This window comes from Carnobacterium viridans, from assembly GCF_900102725.1.
GTDB lineage: Bacteria > Bacillota > Bacilli > Lactobacillales > Carnobacteriaceae > Carnobacterium_B > Carnobacterium_B viridans.
Genome location: NZ_FNJW01000008.1, coordinates 1,640,192 through 1,663,334, shown reverse-complemented (window position 1 = coordinate 1,663,334; position 23,143 = coordinate 1,640,192). Strand labels below are relative to the sequence as shown.

Annotated in this window: 21 protein-coding genes; 6 read left to right on the top strand and 15 right to left on the bottom strand. The window is 34.8% G+C overall.

The window, feature by feature from the left end; genetic code table 11:
• The first annotated feature begins 6 nt into the window (after nucleotides 1–6).
• From dhaL to BLT48_RS09465, 3 genes are all read left to right on the top strand, one after another.
• On the top strand, nucleotides 7–594 hold the full coding sequence (dhaL, locus tag BLT48_RS09475) for a dihydroxyacetone kinase subunit DhaL (RefSeq protein ID WP_089977534.1): 588 nt from the start codon (nucleotides 7–9) through the stop codon (nucleotides 592–594).
• Nucleotides 587–961, top strand: coding sequence for a dihydroxyacetone kinase phosphoryl donor subunit DhaM (dhaM, locus tag BLT48_RS09470; protein ID WP_089977531.1), 375 nt, complete (start codon nucleotides 587–589; stop codon nucleotides 959–961). Before dhaL ends, dhaM begins: the two co-directional genes overlap by 8 nt.
• Nucleotides 962–1,146: 185 nt before the next feature.
• Nucleotides 1,147–1,647, top strand: a complete 501-nt coding sequence (locus BLT48_RS09465) for a DUF2798 domain-containing protein (protein ID WP_226776531.1) — start codon at nucleotides 1,147–1,149, stop codon at nucleotides 1,645–1,647.
• 210 nt (nucleotides 1,648–1,857) lie between these two features.
• On the opposite strand, the gene glpK is transcribed toward BLT48_RS09465, so the two are convergent.
• From glpK to BLT48_RS09430, 7 genes are all read right to left on the bottom strand, one after another.
• Nucleotides 1,858–3,375, bottom strand: a complete 1,518-nt coding sequence (gene glpK, locus BLT48_RS09460) for a glycerol kinase GlpK (protein ID WP_035024040.1) — start codon at nucleotides 3,373–3,375, stop codon at nucleotides 1,858–1,860.
• Nucleotides 3,376–4,057: 682 nt separating this feature from the next.
• Entirely contained in the window at nucleotides 4,058–5,227 is a 1,170-nt protein-coding gene (locus BLT48_RS09455; protein WP_089977527.1) for an MFS transporter, read from the bottom strand.
• 3 nt (nucleotides 5,228–5,230) lie between these two features.
• The gene (locus tag BLT48_RS09450; RefSeq protein ID WP_089977523.1) at nucleotides 5,231–7,477 is read right to left on the bottom strand and encodes an alpha-galactosidase; all 2,247 of its coding nucleotides are present in this window, start codon (nucleotides 7,475–7,477) and stop codon (nucleotides 5,231–5,233) included.
• A gap of 109 nt (nucleotides 7,478–7,586) precedes the next feature.
• Nucleotides 7,587–8,447, bottom strand: coding sequence for an AraC family transcriptional regulator (locus tag BLT48_RS09445; protein WP_035021060.1), 861 nt, complete (start codon nucleotides 8,445–8,447; stop codon nucleotides 7,587–7,589).
• Between the two features lie 524 nt (nucleotides 8,448–8,971).
• Nucleotides 8,972–9,574 (bottom strand): class I SAM-dependent DNA methyltransferase, encoded by a 603-nt coding sequence (locus tag BLT48_RS09440; protein ID WP_176944111.1) that lies wholly within the window; start codon nucleotides 9,572–9,574, stop codon nucleotides 8,972–8,974.
• A gap of 33 nt (nucleotides 9,575–9,607) precedes the next feature.
• Entirely contained in the window at nucleotides 9,608–10,510 is a 903-nt protein-coding gene (locus BLT48_RS09435) for an NAD(P)/FAD-dependent oxidoreductase (RefSeq protein ID WP_089977515.1), read from the bottom strand.
• Nucleotides 10,511–10,579: 69 nt separating this feature from the next.
• Complete coding sequence (locus BLT48_RS09430) at nucleotides 10,580–10,993, bottom strand: RrF2 family transcriptional regulator (RefSeq protein ID WP_035021054.1); 414 nt, start codon at nucleotides 10,991–10,993, stop codon at nucleotides 10,580–10,582.
• Nucleotides 10,994–11,072: 79 nt separating this feature from the next.
• On the opposite strand from BLT48_RS09430, the gene BLT48_RS13905 reads away from it, so the two are divergent.
• Nucleotides 11,073–11,249: a hypothetical protein gene (locus BLT48_RS13905; RefSeq protein ID WP_176944110.1), complete on the top strand. Its 177-nt coding sequence runs from the start codon at nucleotides 11,073–11,075 to the stop codon at nucleotides 11,247–11,249.
• Between the two features lie 82 nt (nucleotides 11,250–11,331).
• On the opposite strand, the gene BLT48_RS09425 is transcribed toward BLT48_RS13905, so the two are convergent.
• The 6 genes from BLT48_RS09425 to BLT48_RS09400 all read right to left on the bottom strand — a co-directional run bounded on the left by BLT48_RS09425 (nucleotide 11,332) and on the right by BLT48_RS09400 (nucleotide 18,098).
• Nucleotides 11,332–13,005, bottom strand: a complete 1,674-nt coding sequence (locus BLT48_RS09425) for a peptide ABC transporter substrate-binding protein (RefSeq protein WP_035021053.1) — start codon at nucleotides 13,003–13,005, stop codon at nucleotides 11,332–11,334.
• Nucleotides 13,006–13,044: 39 nt separating this feature from the next.
• On the bottom strand, nucleotides 13,045–13,932 hold the full coding sequence (locus tag BLT48_RS09420; protein ID WP_035021051.1) for a C40 family peptidase: 888 nt from the start codon (nucleotides 13,930–13,932) through the stop codon (nucleotides 13,045–13,047).
• Nucleotides 13,933–13,986: 54 nt separating this feature from the next.
• Entirely contained in the window at nucleotides 13,987–14,778 is a 792-nt protein-coding gene (locus BLT48_RS09415; protein ID WP_051923356.1) for a serine hydrolase, read from the bottom strand.
• 272 nt (nucleotides 14,779–15,050) lie between these two features.
• Entirely contained in the window at nucleotides 15,051–15,650 is a 600-nt protein-coding gene (locus BLT48_RS09410; RefSeq protein WP_226776532.1) for an MFS transporter, read from the bottom strand.
• A gap of 105 nt (nucleotides 15,651–15,755) precedes the next feature.
• Nucleotides 15,756–17,264 (bottom strand): DUF1846 domain-containing protein, encoded by a 1,509-nt coding sequence (locus tag BLT48_RS09405; RefSeq protein WP_035021047.1) that lies wholly within the window; start codon nucleotides 17,262–17,264, stop codon nucleotides 15,756–15,758.
• 309 nt (nucleotides 17,265–17,573) lie between these two features.
• Nucleotides 17,574–18,098 (bottom strand): YehS family protein, encoded by a 525-nt coding sequence (locus BLT48_RS09400; RefSeq protein WP_089977511.1) that lies wholly within the window; start codon nucleotides 18,096–18,098, stop codon nucleotides 17,574–17,576.
• A gap of 462 nt (nucleotides 18,099–18,560) precedes the next feature.
• Here BLT48_RS09400 and uraA point away from each other — a divergent pair, with 462 nt between their 5' ends.
• Nucleotides 18,561–19,835: a uracil permease gene (gene uraA, locus BLT48_RS09395; protein ID WP_089977508.1), complete on the top strand. Its 1,275-nt coding sequence runs from the start codon at nucleotides 18,561–18,563 to the stop codon at nucleotides 19,833–19,835.
• A 71-nt stretch (nucleotides 19,836–19,906) separates the two neighbouring features.
• On the opposite strand, the gene BLT48_RS09390 is transcribed toward uraA, so the two are convergent.
• Both BLT48_RS09390 and BLT48_RS09385 read right to left on the bottom strand, forming a co-directional pair.
• Nucleotides 19,907–20,467, bottom strand: a complete 561-nt coding sequence (locus BLT48_RS09390; protein ID WP_035021044.1) for an NUDIX hydrolase — start codon at nucleotides 20,465–20,467, stop codon at nucleotides 19,907–19,909.
• A gap of 427 nt (nucleotides 20,468–20,894) precedes the next feature.
• Nucleotides 20,895–21,443 carry a DUF488 domain-containing protein gene (locus BLT48_RS09385; RefSeq protein ID WP_089977504.1) on the bottom strand — a complete coding sequence of 183 codons (549 nt, stop codon included), beginning with the start codon at nucleotides 21,441–21,443 and terminating at the stop codon, nucleotides 20,895–20,897.
• 502 nt (nucleotides 21,444–21,945) lie between these two features.
• On the opposite strand from BLT48_RS09385, the gene BLT48_RS09380 reads away from it, so the two are divergent.
• A complete protein-coding gene (locus BLT48_RS09380) occupies nucleotides 21,946–23,136 on the top strand; it encodes a coenzyme F420-0:L-glutamate ligase (RefSeq protein WP_035021042.1) in 1,191 nt (396 codons plus the stop codon).
• Nucleotides 23,137–23,143: the final 7 nt, after the last annotated feature.

The window sequence follows — 23,143 nt, the reverse complement described above, 5'->3', positions numbered from 1 at the left end:
AAACTTATGTTAACTCAAGAAACAGCAAGAAAGTGGATTGATCTTTTTATTGAACAAATTTTAGAAAACAAAGATTATCTTAGCGAACTAGATACGGCTATTGGTGATGGTGACCACGGAAACAACCTTGCTCGCGGAGCTAATGCATTAACTGAAGCATTGCAAACTAAAAATCCTGAAACGTTACCCGATCTTCTTAAAGTAACTGGAATGACTTTAGTTAGTAAAGTAGGAGGCGCTTCAGGCCCACTACTAGGCTCTGCTTTTATTGGCATGGCCAAGGCTAGCCAAGACAACGATGACCTAGCAACCGTCTTAGAAGCCGGATTAGAAGGCATCCAAAAACGTGGAAAAGCCGTAGCAGGAGAAAAAACTATGGTCGATGAATGGATACCGGTTGTTGAAGCTGTAAAATCAAAAACGTTAACGAGTGCTTTTATTGAAGAAACTGTTGAGAAAACGAAAGACATAAAAGCTACTAAAGGTCGTGCCTCTTATTTAGGCGATCGCTCTATCGGTCATATTGACCCGGGTGCTATGTCAAGCAGTTATTTATTTAAAACAATGATGGAAGCAGGTGTCTACGATGAGTAAAGAATACGGTGTCTTGTTAGTTTCTCATGTAAACGAAATTGCGGACGGTTTAGCTAAATTAATTAGTGAAGTTGCTAAAGATGTCACTGTTAAAAGTGCTGGTGGAACTCCAGAAGGCGGAATTGGAACTAGCTTTGATCGAATTGAAGAAGCTTTATCTTCATTTGAAGAAGAAACGGTTCTGGCTTTTTATGATCTAGGTAGCGCTAAAATGAATTTAGAACTAGCAATTGAAACCTCTGATAAGACCGTTAACTTATACGACACTGCGTTAATCGAAAGTGCCTATACTGCAGCTGCTTTATTGCAAGCGGAAGCTCCATTAGATGCTATTGAAGAACAATTGAACACCTTAAAAATAAAATAATATTATTTAATTGAGAACCGCTTTCTATAATGAAGAGCGGTTCTTTAATTTGGTTAAAATATATTGAAACTTTCATGTAATTTTCATGAAAGTTTTACTTACGAAAGAGGTATACTTTCTGATACACTTTTTATAGATACACAAAAAAGGAGTTCTTCACTATCAAAGAAGTTAAAGAAAACAGATTGCCGCACAATGCTAAAGAAGGAATGTTATACGGTCTTATTATTTGTACGATAACTGTTCTTATTATGAGCACAGTAAACATTGGACTAGAATTTGGAAAGCTTGATACAGAAGTATTCATGATTATTCTAAAGTCTTTTCCCATTATCTTGATCATTGCCATGTTGCTAGAAGTACTCGTTATTGGACGAATTGCAGAAAAATTAGTGCACACTTTTTCCGATGATACCGATGGATTTAATGCAAGAATATTATTCACCATCTTTTTTACTGTTATTGGGATGTCATTGATTATGACATTCATTGGCACTATGATTGGAAAAGGTTTCAACTTATCTTTATTTGAAACCTTATCACATTGGCCTAGAAACTTTTCAATTGCTTTATTCTGTGAGCTTTTGATTGCTCAACCACCTGCACGTTTTGTTATGAAAAAACTGCATGAACGTCAAGAAAACAGCACGATTACAGAAGACAACTCTTCTATAGATTTTGACTAAGATCTTACCATTCAAACGAACCTAAAAAAACTTGCCATCTCCTTTTTCAGGAAATGGCAAGTTTTTTTGCTCCACTTTTCCAAGGAATCAACTTTTATGGAAAAGTGGCAATAGTTTGATTCCTCATTTATTCGTGTAGAGCCGTTTCACGGAAAAGTGGACTGATTTTCCATATCACTTATTCGCGAAACGATTTATTTTCGCTGGATTTTATTTATTTTTTCTTTTAGATTTATGTTTGAACACTCGAGTAGCTGCTACAGCTGATTGCCAACCGGCATACAAATCTTCACGCTCTTCTTCTTCCATATTTGGTTCAAATGTCGCATCTTTTTCCCAGTATTTTTTTATCTCATCTTGGTCCTTCCAGAATCCAGTTGCCAATCCTGCAAGATAAGCAGCACCTAAAGCTGTTGTTTCACTGATTTTAGAACGTTCGATTTTAGTATCTAAAATATCCGCTTGGAATTGCATTAAAAAGTCATTTTTTGATGCTCCACCATCCACACGCAATGTTTTAATTGGAATACCTGATTCTTTGTTCATTGTATCTACAACATCTTTTGTTTGGTAAGCTAACGATTCAAGTGTTGCTCTGATGAAGTGCTCTTTCGTTGTCCCACGTGTTAAACCAAAGACCGCTCCACGAGCATCTTGATCCCAATAAGGGGCTCCCAACCCTGTAAATGCTGGTACGACATACACATTTTCTGTTGACTCTACTTTTTTAGCATACTCTTCTGATTCTGGAGCCGTTCTAAACATTCTCATTCCGTCTCTTAACCATTGAAGTGCTGATCCAGCAACAAAAATACTACCTTCTAAGGCGTAAGTGATTTCACCGTTTAAACCGTAAGCAATTGATGTAAGCAATCCATTATCTGATTTAATGGGTTCTTTTCCGGTGTTCATAATAATAAAAGCACCTGTACCATAAGTGTTTTTAACCATTCCTTTTTCATATCCTACCTGACCGAATAAAGCAGCTTGTTGGTCACCAGCCATACCGGCAATTGGAATTTGTCCACCATAGAAATGTTCTGGGATTGTTTTGCCATAAATTTCTGAAGAAGATTTTACTTCTGGAAGCATTTCTTTTGGTATATCTAATAATGCTAAAATATCTTCATCCCATTTAAGATCATAAATATTAAACAGCATCGTACGACTAGCATTTGAATAATCAGTAACATGTGCTTTTCCACCTGTTAATCTCCAAACCAACCAAGAATCGATTGTCCCAAATAACAGTTCACCTTTTTTAGCACGTTCTCTTGATCCTTCAACATGATCCAAGATCCACTTAATTTTAGTTGCTGAAAAGTAGGAATCAATTACTAATCCCGTTTTATCTTTAATTAATTTTGTATGCCCATCTTCTTTTAACTGATCTGCAATATCATTCGTTTGTTTTGATTGCCAAACAATGGCACGATAAATAGGTCTACCAGTTGCTTTATCCCAAACAACAGTTGTTTCACGTTGGTTGGTAATTCCAATACTATCAATATCAGATGGTTTTAATCCAGATTCAATCAAAACGCCTGCAATGACTGATAAAACTGAAACCCAAATTTCGTTTGCATCATGTTCTACCCAACCTGGTTGAGGAAAATGTTGAGTGAATTCTTTTTGAGAACTCCATTTGGGGTTTCCTGCTTTATCAAATATGATTGCTCTAGAACTAGTAGTACCTTGATCAATCGACATAATATATTCTTTCGTCATTTTATTCCCTCCAATAATGTAATACGCTTTCAAGCGTTTCATCCATAATGTACCGCTAAAAAAAACACTTGTAAAGCGATTCACCTTAGTGTTTCCTCAAAGAATGTAATCGATTTCTTGTCATTTCGCGTATTTTTTTCACAATGAGTCCATAAAATTTAACTTAAACTGAAATTTTTTATTTAATCACCATTTATAACAGTAGTTTAAATACAATCAACATGACAATGACACTGATTGAAAAGATACTCTTTTGTTTAATAAAGGAGTTTGATTTGAGTTTGTTTTCTTCGAGAAGAAGTTGAATTAGCTTAGCATGATTGATTCGTGGATTATCGAGAATAAGTACAACTTTTCAGGGATAACGCACCAATAGCTTGATAATCTCGAATCATTCATTCGACTTCAATAAGATGTAGTGGATTTTGTCTATTTTCAGTTTTTTATCAATAGTGTGTGTCGTATTGGTAACTATCTCTAAATTCCTTTGCTTTTAAGATGAAAAAAAGAACCCTATTTACATAGGATTCTCCAACTCTCTTTTTACCCAGAAAAGCAGTGAGCCTCACTCTTCTAACTATTTTTCAACATGCTTTAAATAGCGATTTCAAAATAATAGAGTAGATTGAAATACTTTACACAACCTTTTATCTTACTTGCTTATTCTATAATTCATAAAACCTTAAATATCTTGTTTAATTCTTTCTTGAGGTCTCTTTTGATTAGCGAAAATCGTTACTAAAAGAACGAGAATAAACAAAACAGCAAAAACATAAAATGGAGCAGTTAATTCGTTGCTTCCCGTAATCATTTGAGTAAAACTCATAGCGATCGGAGCAATAAAGTTTCCTATGTTACACCCAATAAAAATGAGCGATGTAGCAAGATTCACAGTATTTTTTGTCGTAATTCTATCTAGATTACTAAATATAAATGGAAAATACCATGCGCCTGGAATACTTGATAAAAATAACCCTAGCAACAGCAAGACCATATTTCCACTCGACATAGCAATGAATACGTTTGATAGAATAAAGAAGCCAATTCCTAAATACATTGTTTTATTTCCGAAGGTTCGATTAACAGCACCAAAGATAAATCCGGCAGCAATACCTAATATCGGCATTAAAGCTAAATAATTACTAGCGTTAAATGCTGAACCATTAATTTCTGTGACTATAGAAGAAAATCGTACAGATATTGCAATGCTATTCATTACAAGTAAGATCGCAAACAATACAAGCGCGTATACCGCTGGATTCATTTTTTCTTTAACTGAACCGCTTTCAGACTTTTCAATTTTTACTTCAGGAACTCTTAAAGCAAACAGAAGCGCTATCGGAAAGGCTAATGCATATACACTAAATGAAGCAGTCCAACTAATATTGACTAATATACCTGCTAAGAAAATCAACACAGTTTGACCAATTGCTTCCATAGAGCTTCTCATACCTAATAATGATGCTCGTGCGTTTCCAGTATATAAAGCGCTAATATAAGTAACTGCTAAAGAATTGTATAATCCTAGCCCAGCTCCTAAAATAATTCTGCTAATTAATACGATTGGAAAGTTCGCTACAAAGACAGGTAGAATTCCTCCTATACCAGCTAATAATAAACCAATAATAATTGTCTTTCTCATACCGAGCTTATCAGCAACATAACTAGATAACAAGATAAACAAAATAACGGTGATACTAGGAGCTGTTCCTAGTAATTCGCTTTGACTTTGCGAAATATTTAAAGCCTCTTTCATTTGAGGAATCACACCGTTAATAGCTTGGGAGCTGGGAAGCATTAACGAAATGCTTAGCACTCCTACTGTTTGTAGTACGTTATTCGGATTTTTCATTTACTATCTCTCCTCTTTAGTAAGAACCCATATCCTAGAATCAAAATCATGTGTTTCTGTTTGATCATTTTGATCAATAATTTGTCCGCTTGAAGAATCTGTAATTACTAATCCTGCGTTCATCAATTCTGTACCAGAATAGGATTGTTGCTTAATTTGGTAATCAAATTGAGAATTCAATCCTTTCAGCTGCATTCTTTGGAAAGCACGATTCACTTCGTTTAAACCTTTATAGTGAGCTACAATCGCCGTTTTTTGGTCTTTGCTAACGACCATCCAGGCAGTTTGATTATCATTGTCAAATGGCGAAAGCAATCGATAAAAGGAACCATTATGAATAGTTGAACGGTGTTTCTTATAAAATTTAATTTGTTCTTCTACAATTATTAACTCTTGTGGAGTCAATTGATTTAAATCTAATTCATAACCAAACGCTCCGAAAAATGCAACGTTCCCTCGTGTTTCGATAGGTGTGATACGATTAGTTTGATGATTAGGAACCATTGAAACATGTGCGCCTATAGATGAGATTGGATACAATAAACTTGTACCATATTGAATTTTCAACCTTTCAATAGCATCTGAGTCATCGCTTGTCCACGTTTGAGGGGCATAATACAACATACCCGGGTCAAATCGACCACCACCAGAAGAACAAGATTCGAATAATACATTCGGGTATCTGGTTACTAACATTTCGTATAATCGGTACACTCCCAGAACATAACGGTGGAAAACTTCTCCTTGCTGTCTAATATCCAATCGATGATCATATACATCTGTCAATGGGCGGTTCATATCCCACTTGATATAGTCTAATTTAGATTCATCGATAATTTTACACATTTGATTGAAAATATTATCTACAACTTCATCAAATCCGAAATTCAATACAAATTGATTACGACCATGATTCTCTTTGCGGTTAGGTGTATGAATCAACCAATCTGGATGCTCTCTGTAAAGTTTACTATCTTTATTAACCATTTCCGGTTCAAACCATAATCCAAATTTCAGTCCTAAGTCACGTACTTTTTCTGCTAAACTGCCAATCCCCTTAGGTAATCTTTTCTCATTAACAAACCAGTCACCTAAGCCAGCACGATCGTCGTTTCTCTCTCCAAACCATCCGTCATCAAGTACAAATAATTCTACGCCTACATCATGAGCTTTCTCTGCTATGCTAACCAATTTTTCTTCATCAAAATCAAAATAGGTTGCTTCCCAATTATTAATCAACACAGGACGATCTTTTTCTCTCCAATTGCCTCGAGCTAAGCGCTTTCTAAATAGTTGATGAAAGGCTTGACTCATTCCATTTAAACCTGTGTCTGAATAGACAAGTACTACTTCTGGACTAGTGAACGATTCATTAGGCAATAATTTCCATTCAAAACCAAATGGATTAATTCCTACCTGCAAACGAGTTACATCCCATGTATCAACCTCTGCTTGAATTAAGAAGTTCCCTGAATAGACAAAAGATGCTCCAATAACTTCTCCTTGAAATTCATCTGCATTTTTTCTTTTTAACGCTACAAAAGGGTTATGTTGGTGACTTGAGATTCCTCTTGTAGACTCAATTGATTGAATACCTTGTTGTAATGGACGTTCTTTAATGGTTCTTTCTCGACCCCATGCACCTGATAATTGCATCCAATCATACTCAGCATCAGGCAGATCTAATGATAAACTTGCAATTTGTTCGATCGCTTGTGTTTGATTTCCCTTATTAACAACACGAACGCTTCGAGTAATAATAGGCAACTCGCTAAAAATAGTATAGAGTAATTCAACTTCAACACCCGTCAATGAATCTTTTAGTGTAACCGTTAATGTCTTGCTTTCATTCTCATCCTCTACATATGTAGCAGGTAAATTCTCTAAGCTTGGTTTCCCACTCGTTATTTTGTGACTATGGTAAGTAAAATCACTAATTTTTGAGCCGTTTTCTTGTCGTAAAGAAATGGCTGGATGACGAAAATCTGTAGAACCATATTCAGGAAATTCTTGTTTTAAATGTTCTAAAGAATAAAGGAGATCATTTTCTTGTCGGTAGGTTGTCATTGGTCGATGGTGCATTTCAACTAAATAACTGTAATCCTTTTCCGGTAGCGCTTTCCCGTAATACAAATGTAAAAGCTTTTCATCTGAAGAAACTTGAAATAAATAGCTGATTTCTCCATTGCTTAAATGAAATTGATTCATTTCAGATTGATAAGTGATTGTTGCTTGTTGTTTTTTTACCATTCTTAATATTCCTCCTCTTTAACTATCTCCATTATAAAAAGCGCTTACCAATATAGTAAGCGCTTTTCACAAACAAAAGTAAGCCAAATGCGACTTTTTTTATATTAGATTACCGGTTTTTCAGTCTCATTTTTCCTATCCCTATTCTGTTTTTTCGATAAGCACTTGGAGTAACCCCGCGGGATTGTTTAAAGGCTTTTGAAAAAGTTTGAGAGCTAGTAAACCCAGTGAGTTCACTTATTTCATGTATTGAATAATCCGTTGAAGATAATAAATCATTTCCTATATTAAGACGGATTTCGTTGATATATTCCTTGATTGAGCTTCCAATATCAGCTTTAAATAAACGAGATAAATAGCTGGGGTTGATAGATAATTGTTCCGAGAGACTTCCGATTGAGATATTTTTATGTGCCTGTTTACTAATGATTTCTAATGCTTGGCTAACATATGGGTTCATTTTCTTTGTGATAATTTCCTGTTTAGGAATAGCTAAAGACTTTACAAGTAATTCTAAAAATTTGTAGGCTTGTTTTTGTAATACGATTTCGTTAATTAAATCATCCTGTTCGTAAGCAAAACATTCGAATACTGTAGCTTTAAAATCGTTTGAATTTATAACATCAAATGCTAAATGATCATTATTGATGCCTAGATATTCTAAATAATGATCCACATTTTTACCGCCTATCCCCATCCAAACGTAGCTCCATGGATTTTTTTCATCTGCTTGATAGAACGTTGAGACATTAGGCGGGATAACGAAACCTTGCCCTTTACTTAGATAATATTTTTGATTTTTGATAGAATAATAGCCTTCTCCTTCTAGAATGATATGAATTAAATATTGATCACGAATTGCTGGTCCGAAACTATGTTTAGACTCCGTTTTAGCAAAACCGCAATAAGAGAAATAATAATCCGTATAAACATTATTAAGCTTTTTCAACAAAAAAATAGATTCTTCCATCATTTTCTTCCCTTTCCAAAATGTCAGATTTGGTTAAATTTTATAAAGAAATTTACTATATTTATTTTTTTTAGTTTGTTTTCGTAAAAAAAGTATCCGTTTCTTACATCATCATATAACAAAGAAGAAGATTTTAGGTCTTTTTAATAAAAAGAACTGCATCGGATTCAATCGTATTCTTCATAGTATAGATCTATTTTTGTGCCATTATCAGCATTCAGGAAAATATATCACAACCAATAGCTTTTTTTTTCAACTTCTATTTAATCTTTTCGATTCTCTTATCCTCTTTATTTTCCGTCACTTTGTATAAACCTGTTTCATCCAAAAAGTAATTCTACTTAACAAAAATAAGCTTAAACTATCAAGTTTCTAAACACATGATTCTATGTAAATAATGTGTTTTAGGCCACAAGGATATTTGTATCCTTGTGGCCTGTTTTATCAATACTTGATTTTATGGAATTTACTGTTAATTTTTAAAGTGAATTATTTTTGTATCTGAAGAATTAACACCCTTTATTTTAATTTTTTCTAGCACTTAGGATAAATCTCGATAGTCCTTGTTCATCACTCTCTTTTTTTGCATTATAAAAGATGTCTGACTGGATATTCTGAAAGCCTACTTCTGTTAAAGTAGCAGCTAATACTAATCTGTCAATTCCATGGTGGTGGTTGCTTGAATTTTCTTCTTGTTTTTCCATCTCAATGATCAGCAATTGTCCGCCTTCATTTAAAGCTTCATAAAGTTTTAATAATAACTGGTGACTATCTGAAATATGATGTAATACTAGAGAGAGTATAATCGTATCCACTTTATAGGGAAACTGAACGTCTTTTTCAATATCCAGACATAGTACTGTCGCTTTTTTTGTATCTATATCTACTAATTTTTTTTCTACCTGTTCGATCATGTTTGTAGATGCATCTACAAACAGCATAGATTCAAATTCCTCTAACAAGTCTAGTCCTACATTTCCTGTACCGCAACCTAAATCTATAGCTGTCTTCGTATGATTTTTGTCCAATAAACTGCGTATAGCATCGGTAGAACGTTTCGCCATATCCCTATTCTTTGGCGTATCATAATTTGCTGCTAGCTGATTGAATTGATTTATATGTCCCATTGCTTCCACTCCGTTCTTTTTTTCTGAATCCTTTTATATGCCTTGAAAAGCTGCATCACAAGATTCGGCTATAATCCCTGCACCTGCCATATGACCTTGGCTGGCAGAAACAATCAATTGAGAGGGTCCTGTTATTTCTCCTGCAGCATAAATACCTTTTATGTTCGTGTGTCCCATGATATCCGTCATAATAAATCCTGCTTCGTTGACTTCTATCCCTAATTGCTCAAGGAACGGAAAGTTATTCTCCAATACTGTAGTACAGAAACCACCTGCTCTTTTGATTTCTTCTCCGCTTTCGAAGACAATGCTTTGAAGTTCTCCACCTATACCTTTTAACTCAACAATCCTTTCTTCTATTAGACGAATATGGTTTGTTTCCAGAACTCTTTTCTGGTCATCATCAAAAACTGTATTTCCGTTAGTTGCCACAATCAGATCATCCGTCCAATTTTTCAATAATTTAGTAACATGTAAAGCTTGAACTGATTCTGCTATGAGTACTAGGGGTCTATCTTTCATTTCCCAACCGTCACAGAAAGGACAAGAGAAAATACTGCTTCCATAGTAGGTTTCAATTCCTCTAACATCTGGAAGTGTCTCTTTCACTCCTGTAGCTAAAATGATATTTTTAGTGTTGATTATTTCCTCTGACTCGGTAGTTAATTCAAATGAACTTTCCAACGTTTTTTCAATGGATAGAATTTTACCTTTTTTGATAGAAATGGTTGGATATTTAAGTAAATCTCTTCTACCTTTTTCTCTGAAAGCTTCTGGTTTAATGCCATCTCTCGTTAAGAATGCATGCGTTGCATTCGTCACAGCATTTCTTGGCTTTTCTTCATCGATAAGAAGCACTTGTTTTCTCCCTCTTCCAGCTACTAAAGCTGCACTCATTCCTGCTGGTCCTCCACCGATTACAACAACGTCTATCATCTTTACTCCTCCTATAAACTCTATTAAAGACCTTTAATATCTATAATTAGAATAAAAATTAGCTGAACACTAATTTTTTTCTTGCCTTTGATTCAAAATATCCGCAATTGTCTTATGTGCAAGTTCATCTTTCAGCTTATCTTCTGCATCAGCTACTGCACGTTCGATTAAACAGTGTCTATTCCACTTACCATCATGAGACATCGTACAGTTCAGTAATGATTCATATCCTTCTATCGCTTGAATGATATCAAGAAATGTACATTCTTCTGGTGAACGCAGTAACCGGTATCCACCTTTTACTCCCGGAGTTGATGCGATCAATCCAGCTTTTGCTAATTTTGTCAGTATTTTTGACAAATAAGTGGGCGATATTTTTTGACGTTTAGCTAAATCTTCTACCCTTACTGCTCCAGAGGTAGATTCCATTGCTAAATGTACCATAGAATGTAAGGCATAATTTGTTGCTTTTGAGTACTTCATATCGCTCTTCCTTTTAATTACAGATTCATTTTGTCTATAATTGAATATAAGGTAAGTCTAACTTAAAGTCAACCTATTTTTGTTAAGATATGATGGAAGTCCGAAAAAAGAATCTGTTGGTTTCCTTAATCAAGAACTCTATCACGGGGTAAAACTTGTTCTTTGTGAAGAATTAAAAAATACATCGATTGGGTCTATTCAAGTACGGTCAAAAGAAAAACTGACTGGTTTGAGTCTGGTCGAATACCGAACTTAAACCAGCCAATCAGCTATACAATAAAAACTCTAACTTTTAGGGGTCAGCATCTTGTTTAAAAAATAGGCCGACTTATTTTTACTTATTCCGCTTCTATCCATGTCCATTTGTAACTATCTGGACCAAAAACCCTTTTATAATAATCTTTAACTTTTGGATTCAATAAGTAAGAATCAGCTGACTGGTATAACGGTGCTAAAGCTGCATCTTCACCTAAAGAAACCTTCTCAATCTCTACTAACGTTTCCCAACGTGCTTCGTCATCATCGAATATCGCCTTTGCTATATCTACTAAAGCATCTACATCTGGATTCGAATAATTCATACGATTGATGTCTGTATCAAAACGTTCTACATAATTAATGGGGTCTGCAAAGTCAGCGATCCACGAGTTGACAGCCATATCATAGTTTCCTTCCCGTACTGTTTCTAATTTCATACTGAAAGGCATACTTCTCAATGTAACCGTCAGTCCTGGTAAATTCTTTTGCAATTGATCCTGTAAATATTCAGCTAAACGTTTTGAATCTTCTGTATCTGAGGTAATCAACTCTAATTCAATACTCTCTGTTCCTAATTCAGATAACCCCGCATTCCAAGCTTCTGTAGCTTTTTCTAAGTCATAGGGTAATAAATTTCCAGCATCTTCACGGAAATCTGATTTTGTTGTAGGATTACTGGCTAAACCAGCTGGAACAAATCCATCGATAGAAGCAGATCCATCTTGTAAGACATTATCAACATAGCCATCTTTATCAATTGCAGATGCAATCGCTAAACGAATATTTGCATTGCTTAGTTCCGTAGTTTCTTCGTTGTTTAAATGATTCATTTCAATATAGAATGTTGTCGCATTTAGTGAGGAGTGAAAATTAGGATCTTCACTATATTGCGACACAAAGTTTCCAGATAAAAAGGCAATATCTGTTTCGCCGTTTTCAAATAAATTCAATTCAGTTGTTACTTCTTTGATTACATCAACTGTTACTGTGTCTAAAACAACTGAGTCAGCATCCCAATAATCTTCATTTTTTTCAAATGTCCATCCAACACTGCTTGCTTGATTCCATCCTTCTAATACAAAAGGTCCATTATAAACGAGCGTTTCATTTGTACTCCCATATTCATCCCCTTGTTCTTGTGCAAATGCTCTATTTTGAGGAAAGAAAAACGGCAAAGTCAATAATTGATCAAAATACGATGTGGGCTGCATCAATGTAATCTCTAACTCGGTATCGCTTAGCGCTTTGATACCTAATTCAGTTGGATCCATTTCGTCATTGATAATCTCAGTAGCATTTTGAATTAACCCATCAAACATATACGCATATCCACTGGCTGTTTCAGGTGCCGCAACTTTTTGCCAGGCATAGACAAAATCATCCGCTGTTACAGGTTCTCCATTGGACCAAAAAGCATCTTCTCGTAGCTTAAAAGTGTACGTTTTTCCATCTTCACTGATAGTAGGTTCTTCAGCCGCTACCCCTAAAACAGGCTCAGCATCTGGTCCTAAAACATATAATCCTTCGAAGACATTGTTCATAACCGTAAAACTGGTTAAATCAGTTGCTAAAGCTGTATCCATAGAGGGAATCTCTGACGCAGCGGTTAACCGCAGTTCTTGAGTGTCTGCTAAGTTTTTTTCTCCATCAGCTGAATTGCTTTCTGTTGATGATCCATTTGTTTCTGTACTTCCGCATGCAGATAATAAAACCGCTAAACTAAGTATTCCCAAACCTTTTATTTGATTGTTCATTTATTTTCACCCTTTCCTCTTCTTTTTATTTTTTCTCCTTTAAAAAAAACGCCTGACTGCGCATAATTCTTTTTGGTAATTAGTTCCTTCAAGCTTTGTTATGATTACTTTTGATCCGGGAGTTTGTGAATGGATCATTTGATCCTCTCCTAGATAAATACCTACATGATGAACTTCTCCATTACCTTCTTGGTAGGCAAAAAACAACAAATCTCCAGGTATTGCTTCTTCATATGAATGAGCTTCTCCTTCAAAAACTTGTTCTTGAGCATCTCTGCTTAACCAAACATTAAACGTTCGAAACAAGGTATAGACAAATCCGGAGCAATCAAATCCAGCAGCACTTGTCCCCGCCCAAACATATCTCAAATCTAAAAATGATTTTGCGAGACTAATGAGTTGTTCAGCAGCATTGATTGAAGAGTTTTCAATTAAATGAGCATCTTCTTTTGCTACAAATCCAATCCCATCTGGTGTAATAACTTTGTACTGACTAGGTGTCTCTTCCAGTAACGATAACGTCGTCCCTATCGAAACGAATTGAAAACTTTGTTTATCCTCAGTAAATAGAATTTTTGCTGTAGGTTGATTGATAGCAATTTGTTCTAAGTCTTCTGACCATTCCTGTGGCACAGGAACAAGGTCTTTAGCTATCACCCAACCGGGATATCCCTTAGGTTCATTTTTAAAAGCTTGTTTTAGAACGGTTACCTTTGCGTATTCTCCTACAATTTCAGAGACTTCAACAATATCCCCATAAAGCAATTCTGAATCTACCAAGCGATCCTTATAAAGGCTTAAAACCTCCTCATCGGATAATGTATAAAACTGTCTTTTTGTCTGTTGTTTTTTTATTTTTTCCTGAACCGGATGTTCCTTATTTTTTGACCATAAAAAAGTTGTAGCAACGTTAACCATTTTTTTCATTTAGTTCTTCTCCCCTTACTGCCAAAGTTCCAATTCTATTAGCAAAAATATTGGTTAGACCGCATTCGTTAAAAATTTAAACGCTAATTTTCCTAATTCTTGCATCCATTCAATTGCCTTTGCTTCTTCTTTTACATTTTTATTTAAAGCAGCGATATATACTATTTGATTGTTATACCGAAATAAAGCAACATCATGACGAATTTCATTATCTTCGCCAGTCTTATTTAACATCTCTAGAATAGGAATCTCTCTCTCATCTAAATATCCTGGAAGGCCTGTTCGAAACTGCTGCAATAAAAATGGTTTTTCTATCTGTTTTTCCCATAATGGATGATTACTTCCAAGTTCCATGATTTCTTTTAAAACTGATACAGCTCCTTGTGGTGTCACTTCATTGACTAAACCAGACTCATAATCCATTAAGTATCGTCTTAAAGCTATTTCTTCATTCCATGTTTTTTCTTTTATCCATGCTTGTAAATTCTCTAACCCTACATAAGAAATCAACTGATTTGTCGCTTCATTGTCTGAAACAGCAATCATTAATTGTAAGAGTTCTTCAACACTCCAGTCTTCAATGGAGGTCAAAACGTGCATTACTCCAGAGCCATTAGCACGCCCTTTGTTTGATACATTCACTCTATCCATTAAATTGAGTCTGCCTTGAATTGCTTGTTCATAATAGTAGAGGTAAATAGGAAGCTTAATAATGCTTGCTGAAGGAAACAACTCTTCTTTGTTTTTGCTAAATAACAGTTTCATTCCATCATGGATGTAAATTCCGCTTTCCATATAAGAAGAAAAATCAGTTTCTAAGCCTTGTATTTCCTTATTCCAGTCCATCTTCACCCTCATTTCTTTTAAATCCTAAACTATCTCACACCAAAAACTCATATATTTGTTACTTAAAATTAATTATATAGAATTCCTTTGTTTACCACAACATAATTGTAACGCTCTCATGTCAGGTACACTATCTGCCTTTATTTTTAATACTCTAAAAAATGCAGAGCATAAAAAAAGTAGCCATTACTCAAAATAATTGAGTGTTGGCTACTTTTTCTACTTATAATTTATTATGCGTATTTTTTAACGAATTTGACCTCTTTTTTTTTTTAATGATTTGCAAGGAAGAACGATACCATACAGATGATCATCAATACAATACATACAGTAATGGTTAATTGGTAAGTTTCAGTTAAGTCATACATTAGACCTAAAATTGGATTTCCAATGGCTAAACCGATATTTGCTGCAACGGCTAGCATTCCCCAAATTGCAGTAAAGTCTTTTTTCCCAAATAAATCTAAGGTAATCAATTGATGTAAAACATTTGGAGTACCTGCACACATGTAATACATCAGTAACGCTACGAATAAAATGATTGGCGAACTTGTTGAAAAGAAAATGATGAAGGCTGTAGTAAAGATAATCGCTAAGCCTATATACGTCGTTTTCGAACCAATTTTATCACTTATAGATCCCATTGCAATCTTAGATATGATCATAGCAATTGAAGCCATAGACATCATAGCACCAACTTGAACGATATTAATTCCAGTTGAAACTAAGAATACTTGTAATTGTTGGGTAAATGTACTAACCATTACAAATGAGATAAAGGCAATTGCTGCAAAGTAAAAGATAGGTGAACGGATTGCTTCAGCAAAAGTTAATCCTTCAGGTACAGCTTCTTCTGATTCATTGGTTACCATTGCTGCGTTCGGTTCTTTGACAGTTGATTCTTCTTTACCATACGCTACTGCTCCTAAATCTTCAGGTTTATCTCTAAGCAGTAAAGCTCCACCAAGAACATTTAGTTAAATATAATACAAATTTTCTGATGGATAGAATGGATCACATGTGATATCCAATCCTAATTTACGAAGTGTTTGTTCATCATCTTTATTCAACATTACAGTTGAATGTGCTTGAACGTCTTGCAACTCAGCTAGTTTATTGTAAGCTAATTGAGCTGTTGGATTCGTTACTGCACTAATTGCAAGAGCAATCAAAACTTCATTGGCATTCAAAGCCGTCATTTTACTATGAAGATCATTTACTTTTAATTTTTGAATCGTTTCTAAGATGTTTGGAGATAACAAATGGATTTCATCTGAGATCTTAGCCAAAACTTTAATCGAATTTAAAATAGCTGTAGAGCATGAATCCATTAACTCAGTCGTTCTCCCAGTCACAATTTGGCCGTCTGGTAATTCAAATGCGATAACTGCAGGCATATCTGTAACTTCAGAATGTTCTCTTATCTTTTCAGCATATTTACGGGCAGGTGCCACAGGAACTCTATCTTCTTTTTTCAATTCGACTTCTTCCATAATCAATTTCATATGATTAAGAATTTCTTCATCGATCAAACCTTTTTTAAAATCACATTCTGTTGAAAAACTTCTACGAATAATTTCTTGTTTTGAAGCATCTTTAACCACTTCATCATCAATGATACCAAATCCCACACGGTTAACACCCATATCTGTTGGAGATTGGTATACCGATTCTTTACCAGTAATTTTTTCAATAATTCGTTTAATAACAGGGAACGTTTCAAGATCACGATTATAATTAACCGCCACTTGGTTGTATTTTTCAAAATGAAAATTATCCATCATATTTACATCTTTCAAGTCTACAGTAGCTGCTTCATAAGCAATGTTAAGCGGATGCTTTAATGGAACATTCCAAACTGGAAATGTTTCAAATTTTGAATATCCAGCTGTATTCCCTTGGTGACGTTCATGATAAAGCTGATTTAAGCAGGTTGCTAACTTTCCACTTCCTGGACCAGGAGCGGTAACGACTACAATTGGTTTAGTTGTTGGAATATAGTCATTTTTTGCAAATCCTTCGTCGCTTACAATATTTTCGATATCAGATGGATACCCTTCAATTGCAGCATGTGTGAAGACTTTGATGTCTCTTCTTTCTAGCTTATTAATGAAAAGTTTTGTAGAAGGTTGACCGTTATAGCGAGTAATAACTACACTGTTAACTTCTAAGCCATATCCTCTTAGTTCGTCTATTAATCTTAATACATCCATATCATAAGTAATCCCGTAATCGCCACGAATTTTATTGCGTTCGATATCTCCAGCATAGACACAGATAATGATTTCAGCTTGATCTTTTAATTTTTGCAGCAACTTAATCTTTGCATCTTCATCAAACCCTGGTAATACACGTTTAGCATGTTTGTCACCAATCAGTTTGCCACCAAATTCAAGGTATAATTTATCGTAGTCATTTACTCGTTCTAGGATATATTTTGATTGTTCTTCAATGTACTTCTGTGGATCAAATCCTGTTTTTTTCATATGCTTTCCTCCTGTATTATTGCTGGATTTTAGCAGCTGCCTTTTTAAACAAAAAAAAGTTAGACGATTTTTGTCGTACTAACGGTTTTTATTTTTTAACTACTATTAAGAATAAATAAGTTCAATTACATCTTGCTCGAAACTAACGTCCTATTTTTACATCCTTTTCAATTATAGTGGTTTATTATTTATAATCAATGTATTTTCTCTATGAATGTATTAATCGTATTAAAAAAAACCATCTGAACTTCTGCTTTTGAGTACAGAAATTAAGACTGATTTTTTTATTTGCTTTTTGCAATCAACTGACTATTCGCGCCAAGCTATAGCTAGACCCTTTAAAAAGTTTCGGGCGTATCGATCGCCACATTCTTTGTAGTTTCGGTGCCCTTCTTTTCTAAGGACCGCACTCAATTCACTTTTTGAAATCTGTACTCCAGCATTTCCTAAAACACCTAACATATCTTCACTTGTAAGAGACAGAGCAATTTTAATTTTTTTAAGCAACATATTATTTACGTTTTTATCATTTATCACCATTGGAACTAGCTTTTCTGGCTCATTTACTGCAGACTCTTGTCTACCTCTTTTAAAAATAATTAAGCCATTTAAAAAAGATTCCAACGTTTGGTTAGAACAGTCTTTTACGTAATCATTTTTTTGAAATTCCTCTTTTTTTATAGTATCAGAATTTTCATTTTTTGATTTAGTCAGCATTTTCTTTACATCTTCTTTTGTTAACTCTAATCCGCCTAATTTAAAAATCTCTACCATCTCGGTATCTTTAATATCTAAAGCATATCTTAATCTTACTAATCGATCATTATTGTTCATCTTATTAACCCTCCACAAGCTTTTTCAAATTATTATCTTCCATTAGTATAAAGCTTTATTGGCTGTATTGCACTCTTTGTCAGAAAATAGGATTCAGTCTAATTTTCAATTAAAATCCAATCCTACTCTTCTTTGTCTGTTTACTAATAATAGTATACATGAGTCTTTCTTAAATCAGTTACTACAATCGTTAAGTATTTTAAATTTTTCAATAAAACACTCTCCCGCTTCACCTTACTAAAGGGTGTACTCATAAATCTCATTCTTCTATCTAAATAACAATAGCTTATTGTAATTCCTATCCTTTACTGCTAGAATAAATCAAAGCAAAGTCCTTTTAAATTAATCCAGAGAGATTAAAAAGGGTAACAAGTCAATTTATGATACGATACCTGAGGTCCTTTTGCGAATACACCATTCATAAAGGGCATTTTTTGTGCCCAAAAATAGGAGGAATCGTATATGTCAAGCAAGAAAATTATTCAAGTAGATGAAAAAGTCCCAGGAAAATTACTGGTCCCTTTAAGTTTACAGCATACATTTGCTATGTTCGGAGCTTCGGTATTAGTACCCATTATCTTTGGTATTGATCCTAGTATTGTTTTATTAATGAACGGAATTTCTACGTTATTATTTATTCTTATCACCAAAGGAAAAGCTCCTGCTTATCTTGGTTCAAGTTTTGCCTTCATTGGACCTGCAAGTATTATTATTGCGAATCAAGGATTTGCTTATGCTCAAGGAGGTTTTGTCGTCTTAGGGATCATTGGTTGTCTCTTAGCCTTATTCATTCGACGTGTAGGTACAGCATGGATCAACATCGTTCTTCCACCAGCAGCAATGGGCGCAGTCGTTGCTTTGATTGGTTTGGAACTAGCTGGAAACACCGTTCAAGGCGGTGCAATCGGTGCAAACTTGATGACCGAAACGGCCTCATCGCAAGACTTCATTGTCTTTTTCATTACTTTAGGTGTAGCGATTTTAGGTTCGGTACTGTTTAAAGGATTTTTATCCACTATCCCAATTTTAATCTCAATCGTTGTCGGTTATATCTCTGCTGCCGCTTTCGGAATGGTGGACTTTACACCTTTAATGGAAACGTCATTGTTTACCTTGCCCCATTTTCAATGGGCAAAATTCGATGTGAATGCCATATTAACGATGCTGCCGGTTCTTCTTGTCTTAACTTCTGAACACATCGGACATCAGGTCGTCACTTCAAATGTTGTCGGCCATGATCTGATAAAAGATCCTGGGTTGCATCGCTCTTTATTCGCCGACAATTTGGGAACTGCTTTATCTGGTCTAATTGGTGGGGTTCCAACAACAACTTATGGAGAAAATATTGGCGTCATGGCGATCACACGTGTTTACAGTGTTCGAGTAATCGCTGGAGCAGCCATCTTTTCAATCTGTATGGCTTTCATTGGACCTTTAGCAGCGTTTATCTCGACGATTCCAGGAAATGTCATTGGTGGAGTAACCTTCCTGCTTTACGGAATGATCGGAACAAGTGGATTGCGCTTATTAGTGGAATCTAAAGTAGATTATAGCAAATCAAAAAATTTAATTTTAACTTCTATCGTTCTTGTTGCTGGTTTAAGCGGATTAACGGTTAATTTTGCGGGAATCGAATTAAAAGGGATGATTCTTGCGAGTGTAGTCGGAATTATTCTAAGTATCGCCTTTTATTTATTTGAAAAAGCCGGCATAATGAACGAATCAGACGAAGACTAAATACAACTAAAAAAAGCTGAGTTACATTTCTCTCTATTATTACTAAATAGAAGAAATCGTAACTCAGCTTTTTATTTGTAGTTTTTTAATTTTTCATTCAATTTCTCGTAAACAATTTTCATTTCTGGCTCAGTACAGGCTTCAACAGCTTCCTCTAGTTCCATCCATTTTATTGCACTATTTTCATCCTGATTTACTCTTGTTTGTTCGTTTTCATTTGCTTCAATCAAATAAGTTACGTTTAAGTGCAGATGTGTTGCAATAGGAAATCCTTTTTTCATGTGACTTGGAACGCCTAGAATCTCTAATGAATAGATTGTATTTGCTAAAGGACTGATATGCAACAAACCGGTTTCTTCTGTTGTTTCTTTCAGAGCCACTTCTAATAAATTTGCGTTGCCATCTGCATGTCCACCAATCCATGACCATGATTGATAGATGTTGTGATAGGCCATTAAAACTTTGGTCCGTTCTGAATTAACAATCCAAGCAGAAGCCGTAAAATGCGCAAACTCATTTTCGCGTATCAACAAATTGTCAAAAGTATCCATATACTGTAGGATCACTTCTTGTTCTTTAGCTTCTTGAGTAGTATAAGGTATGTAGTGGCTAATTTGTTCTCTTAAGTTCATCTAAGATTCTCCTTTGATAAATTCTCTATAACATTGAACCATTCGACCATTTACTAATTTTATTTTCTATAATTAAATAGGTCCTTTTAAGTCTACTTTAAAATTCTTAAAAAAGAGTTTAAGTACCTTATGTGATAGGCTTTTTCGCACATATGGCACGCAAGATGGCTTTGTCTACCTTATCAATAGGCATTTAAAAACCTTATGGTACTCAAAAGGAGTTTATCTACCATATCGATAGAAATTTAAAGGCCTTAAGGTATTTAAACAGGTTTAAGCACCCTATCCCTCTATATTTTATGCTCGTATCACCTATCTTTACTCAAAAAAACATTTAAATGTTTTTTGTAAGGGCTCTTTAGCGTTTTTACTGTTCATTAAACCATTAGCAACAGCTCTTTAATCTATTCCTACAAAAATTTCAGCATTATTCAGTGTCTGCTTGCTGCTTAGGATAAATGATTGTTGAACCTTCAATGACAGCTTTTGCCCCGTACATTCCGATTTCATGCAAAATTGTTTTTTTCTCTGTCATAATATGGTGAACAGTCAGTCCTTTTAATGCCAAGGTATTTGAAACAATCAACCGGTGGCATCTCCATGGAACACTTTCAGAACACATATAACAAACCCGTTCTTTATCTTCGATTGTTATTAAGTCGCTGATTCCTTCTTCATAGTCTTTTGTTAAACTATACGCAGCATAATTGCGAAAGGATGTATTTCTCCATCCATCAATCAACGACTCCTCTATTTCACGGTTTTTCTTTCTTCTACCACCTAATTCAGGCATATGTAGATAGCGAATACCACTATCAGGCACCCATTTTTCAATATTTTCCTTATTAAACTGCGGCACATGCTTGCTGCCTGGATAAGAACGAATATCAACTAATGTCTCTATTTTATAAGCTTTAAGCAAATCAATAAATTCCTCGCTACTATGAGTTGAATGTCCAATAGAATAAATGTCCATTTTAATCCTACCTTTTCTTATTTTTGAGTACCATAAAGAGTTTGAATTTCTAATGATAAGGTACGCAATTCCTGTTTGAGTACCTTAATGAGTTTAATTTTCTAACGTTAAGGTATGCAAAACACTTTTGAGTACCTTAATGAGTTTAATTCTCTAGCGGTAAGGTACGCAAAACACTTTTAAGTACCCTAACAAGTTTATTTCTCTAGCGGTAAGGTATGCAAAACACTTTTGAGTACCTTAATGAGTTTAATTCTCTATCCTTATTGTACACAAACTCCTTTTGAGTACAAATGAGTTTAAATCCATACTTCACTAACGGAGTAGGAGACAATTTTATTTAAAATAGAGATATAAGAGAAATACTCTTTTCAATAACGCACTATAGTCACCTAGTATATTATTCTATTTTACTTCTAGCCATTCAAAAAGGTATAATAAGGATATAGTGTGTAAATAGTTATGCCTATTTTTATAAAGCAATTTATTAGGAGAGATCATATTGGAAAACACAGTAGGAACAGTAGTACGCGGTCTTCGCGGTCCAATCATCAATAAAGGTGACGATATTGAACAAATTGTAGTGGAGACTGTCTTAAATGCAGCTAAGAATAAAGATTTTTCTTTTGAAGATCGAGATATTGTTACTATAACCGAGTCAATTGTAGCACGCGCACAAGGAAACTACGCATCAATTGATGCTATTGCTGAAGATATCAAAGCAAAATTCGGTGATGAAACAATTGGCGTCATTTTCCCAATATTAAGTCGTAATCGCTTTGCAAATATTTTACGTGGTATTGCAAAAGGTGCAAATAGTATCATCTTAATGTTGAGTTATCCTTCTGATGAAGTAGGGAATCAACTTGTTGAGATTGATGAATTGGATGTCAAAGGTGTAAATCCATGGACAGATGTTTTAACGGAAGCTGAATTTCGTGAGCATTTTGGTTACAAAAAACACCGCTTTACTGGGATCGATTATATCGATTACTATCGAGAGTTGATTGAAGCTGAAGGCGCAACTTGCGAAGTCATTTTCTCAAACAATCCCAAAACTATTTTGACGTATACTAAACATGTCCTGGCGAGTGATATACATTCACGCTTTAGAACAAAACGTATTTTATCAGCTAATGGAGCTGAAACAGTATACGGCCTTGATGATATCTTAACGGCGTCAATCAATGGTAGCGGCTTTAACGAAACTTATGGCCTGCTTGGATCCAATAAAGCAACAGAAGATACCCTGAAGCTCTTTCCAAACAATTGCCAACCAATTGTTGATGGTATTCAAGCCAAATTAAAAGAACTGACAGGTAAAACAATTGAAGTTATGGTATATGGCGATGGGGCATTCAAAGACCCAGTTGGTAAAATTTGGGAACTTGCAGATCCAGTTGTTTCACCTGCATACACCGTAGGACTTGAAGGCACTCCAAATGAAGTGAAATTAAAATATTTAGCCGACAATAACTTCTCTCATCTTCGTGGAGAAGATCTAAAACAATCTATTTCTGAATACATCCTGAATAAAAAGGAAGATTTAGTTGGCACGATGGAAGCGCAAGGTACTACTCCACGTAGATTAACAGACTTAATCGGTTCATTATCTGACTTAACCTCTGGTAGCGGAGACAAAGGGACACCTATTGTTTATATTCAAGGTTACTTCGACAACTATACAAAATAAGTTTAAT

Coding starts and splice junctions, on each gene's coding strand:
- BLT48_RS09420 (WP_035021051.1), bottom strand. CDS start 13,932: ATGAAAAAAATGGTTAACGTTGCTACAACTTTTTTATGGTCAAAAAAT.
- BLT48_RS09405 (WP_035021047.1), bottom strand. CDS start 17,264: ATGAAAAAAACAGGATTTGATCCACAGAAGTACATTGAAGAACAATCA.
- BLT48_RS09445 (WP_035021060.1), bottom strand. CDS start 8,447: ATGGAAGAATCTATTTTTTTGTTGAAAAAGCTTAATAATGTTTATACG.
- BLT48_RS09390 (WP_035021044.1), bottom strand. CDS start 20,467: ATGAACTTAAGAGAACAAATTAGCCACTACATACCTTATACTACTCAA.
- BLT48_RS09440 (WP_176944111.1), bottom strand. CDS start 9,574: ATGGGACATATAAATCAATTCAATCAGCTAGCAGCAAATTATGATACG.
- dhaL (WP_089977534.1), top strand. CDS start 7: ATGTTAACTCAAGAAACAGCAAGAAAGTGGATTGATCTTTTTATTGAA.
- BLT48_RS09430 (WP_035021054.1), bottom strand. CDS start 10,993: ATGAAGTACTCAAAAGCAACAAATTATGCCTTACATTCTATGGTACAT.
- BLT48_RS09425 (WP_035021053.1), bottom strand. CDS start 13,005: ATGAACAATCAAATAAAAGGTTTGGGAATACTTAGTTTAGCGGTTTTA.
- BLT48_RS09410 (WP_226776532.1), bottom strand. CDS start 15,650: ATGGTAACCAATGAATCAGAAGAAGCTGTACCTGAAGGATTAACTTTT.
- BLT48_RS09435 (WP_089977515.1), bottom strand. CDS start 10,510: ATGATAGACGTTGTTGTAATCGGTGGAGGACCAGCAGGAATGAGTGCA.
- BLT48_RS09400 (WP_089977511.1), bottom strand. CDS start 18,098: ATGAACAATAATGATCGATTAGTAAGATTAAGATATGCTTTAGATATT.
- BLT48_RS09385 (WP_089977504.1), bottom strand. CDS start 21,443: ATGGACATTTATTCTATTGGACATTCAACTCATAGTAGCGAGGAATTT.
- dhaM (WP_089977531.1), top strand. CDS start 587: ATGAGTAAAGAATACGGTGTCTTGTTAGTTTCTCATGTAAACGAAATT.
- uraA (WP_089977508.1), top strand. CDS start 18,561: ATGTCAAGCAAGAAAATTATTCAAGTAGATGAAAAAGTCCCAGGAAAA.
- BLT48_RS09450 (WP_089977523.1), bottom strand. CDS start 7,477: ATGGTAAAAAAACAACAAGCAACAATCACTTATCAATCTGAAATGAAT.
- BLT48_RS09415 (WP_051923356.1), bottom strand. CDS start 14,778: ATGGACTGGAATAAGGAAATACAAGGCTTAGAAACTGATTTTTCTTCT.
- BLT48_RS09455 (WP_089977527.1), bottom strand. CDS start 5,227: ATGAAAAATCCGAATAACGTACTACAAACAGTAGGAGTGCTAAGCATT.
- glpK (WP_035024040.1), bottom strand. CDS start 3,375: ATGACGAAAGAATATATTATGTCGATTGATCAAGGTACTACTAGTTCT.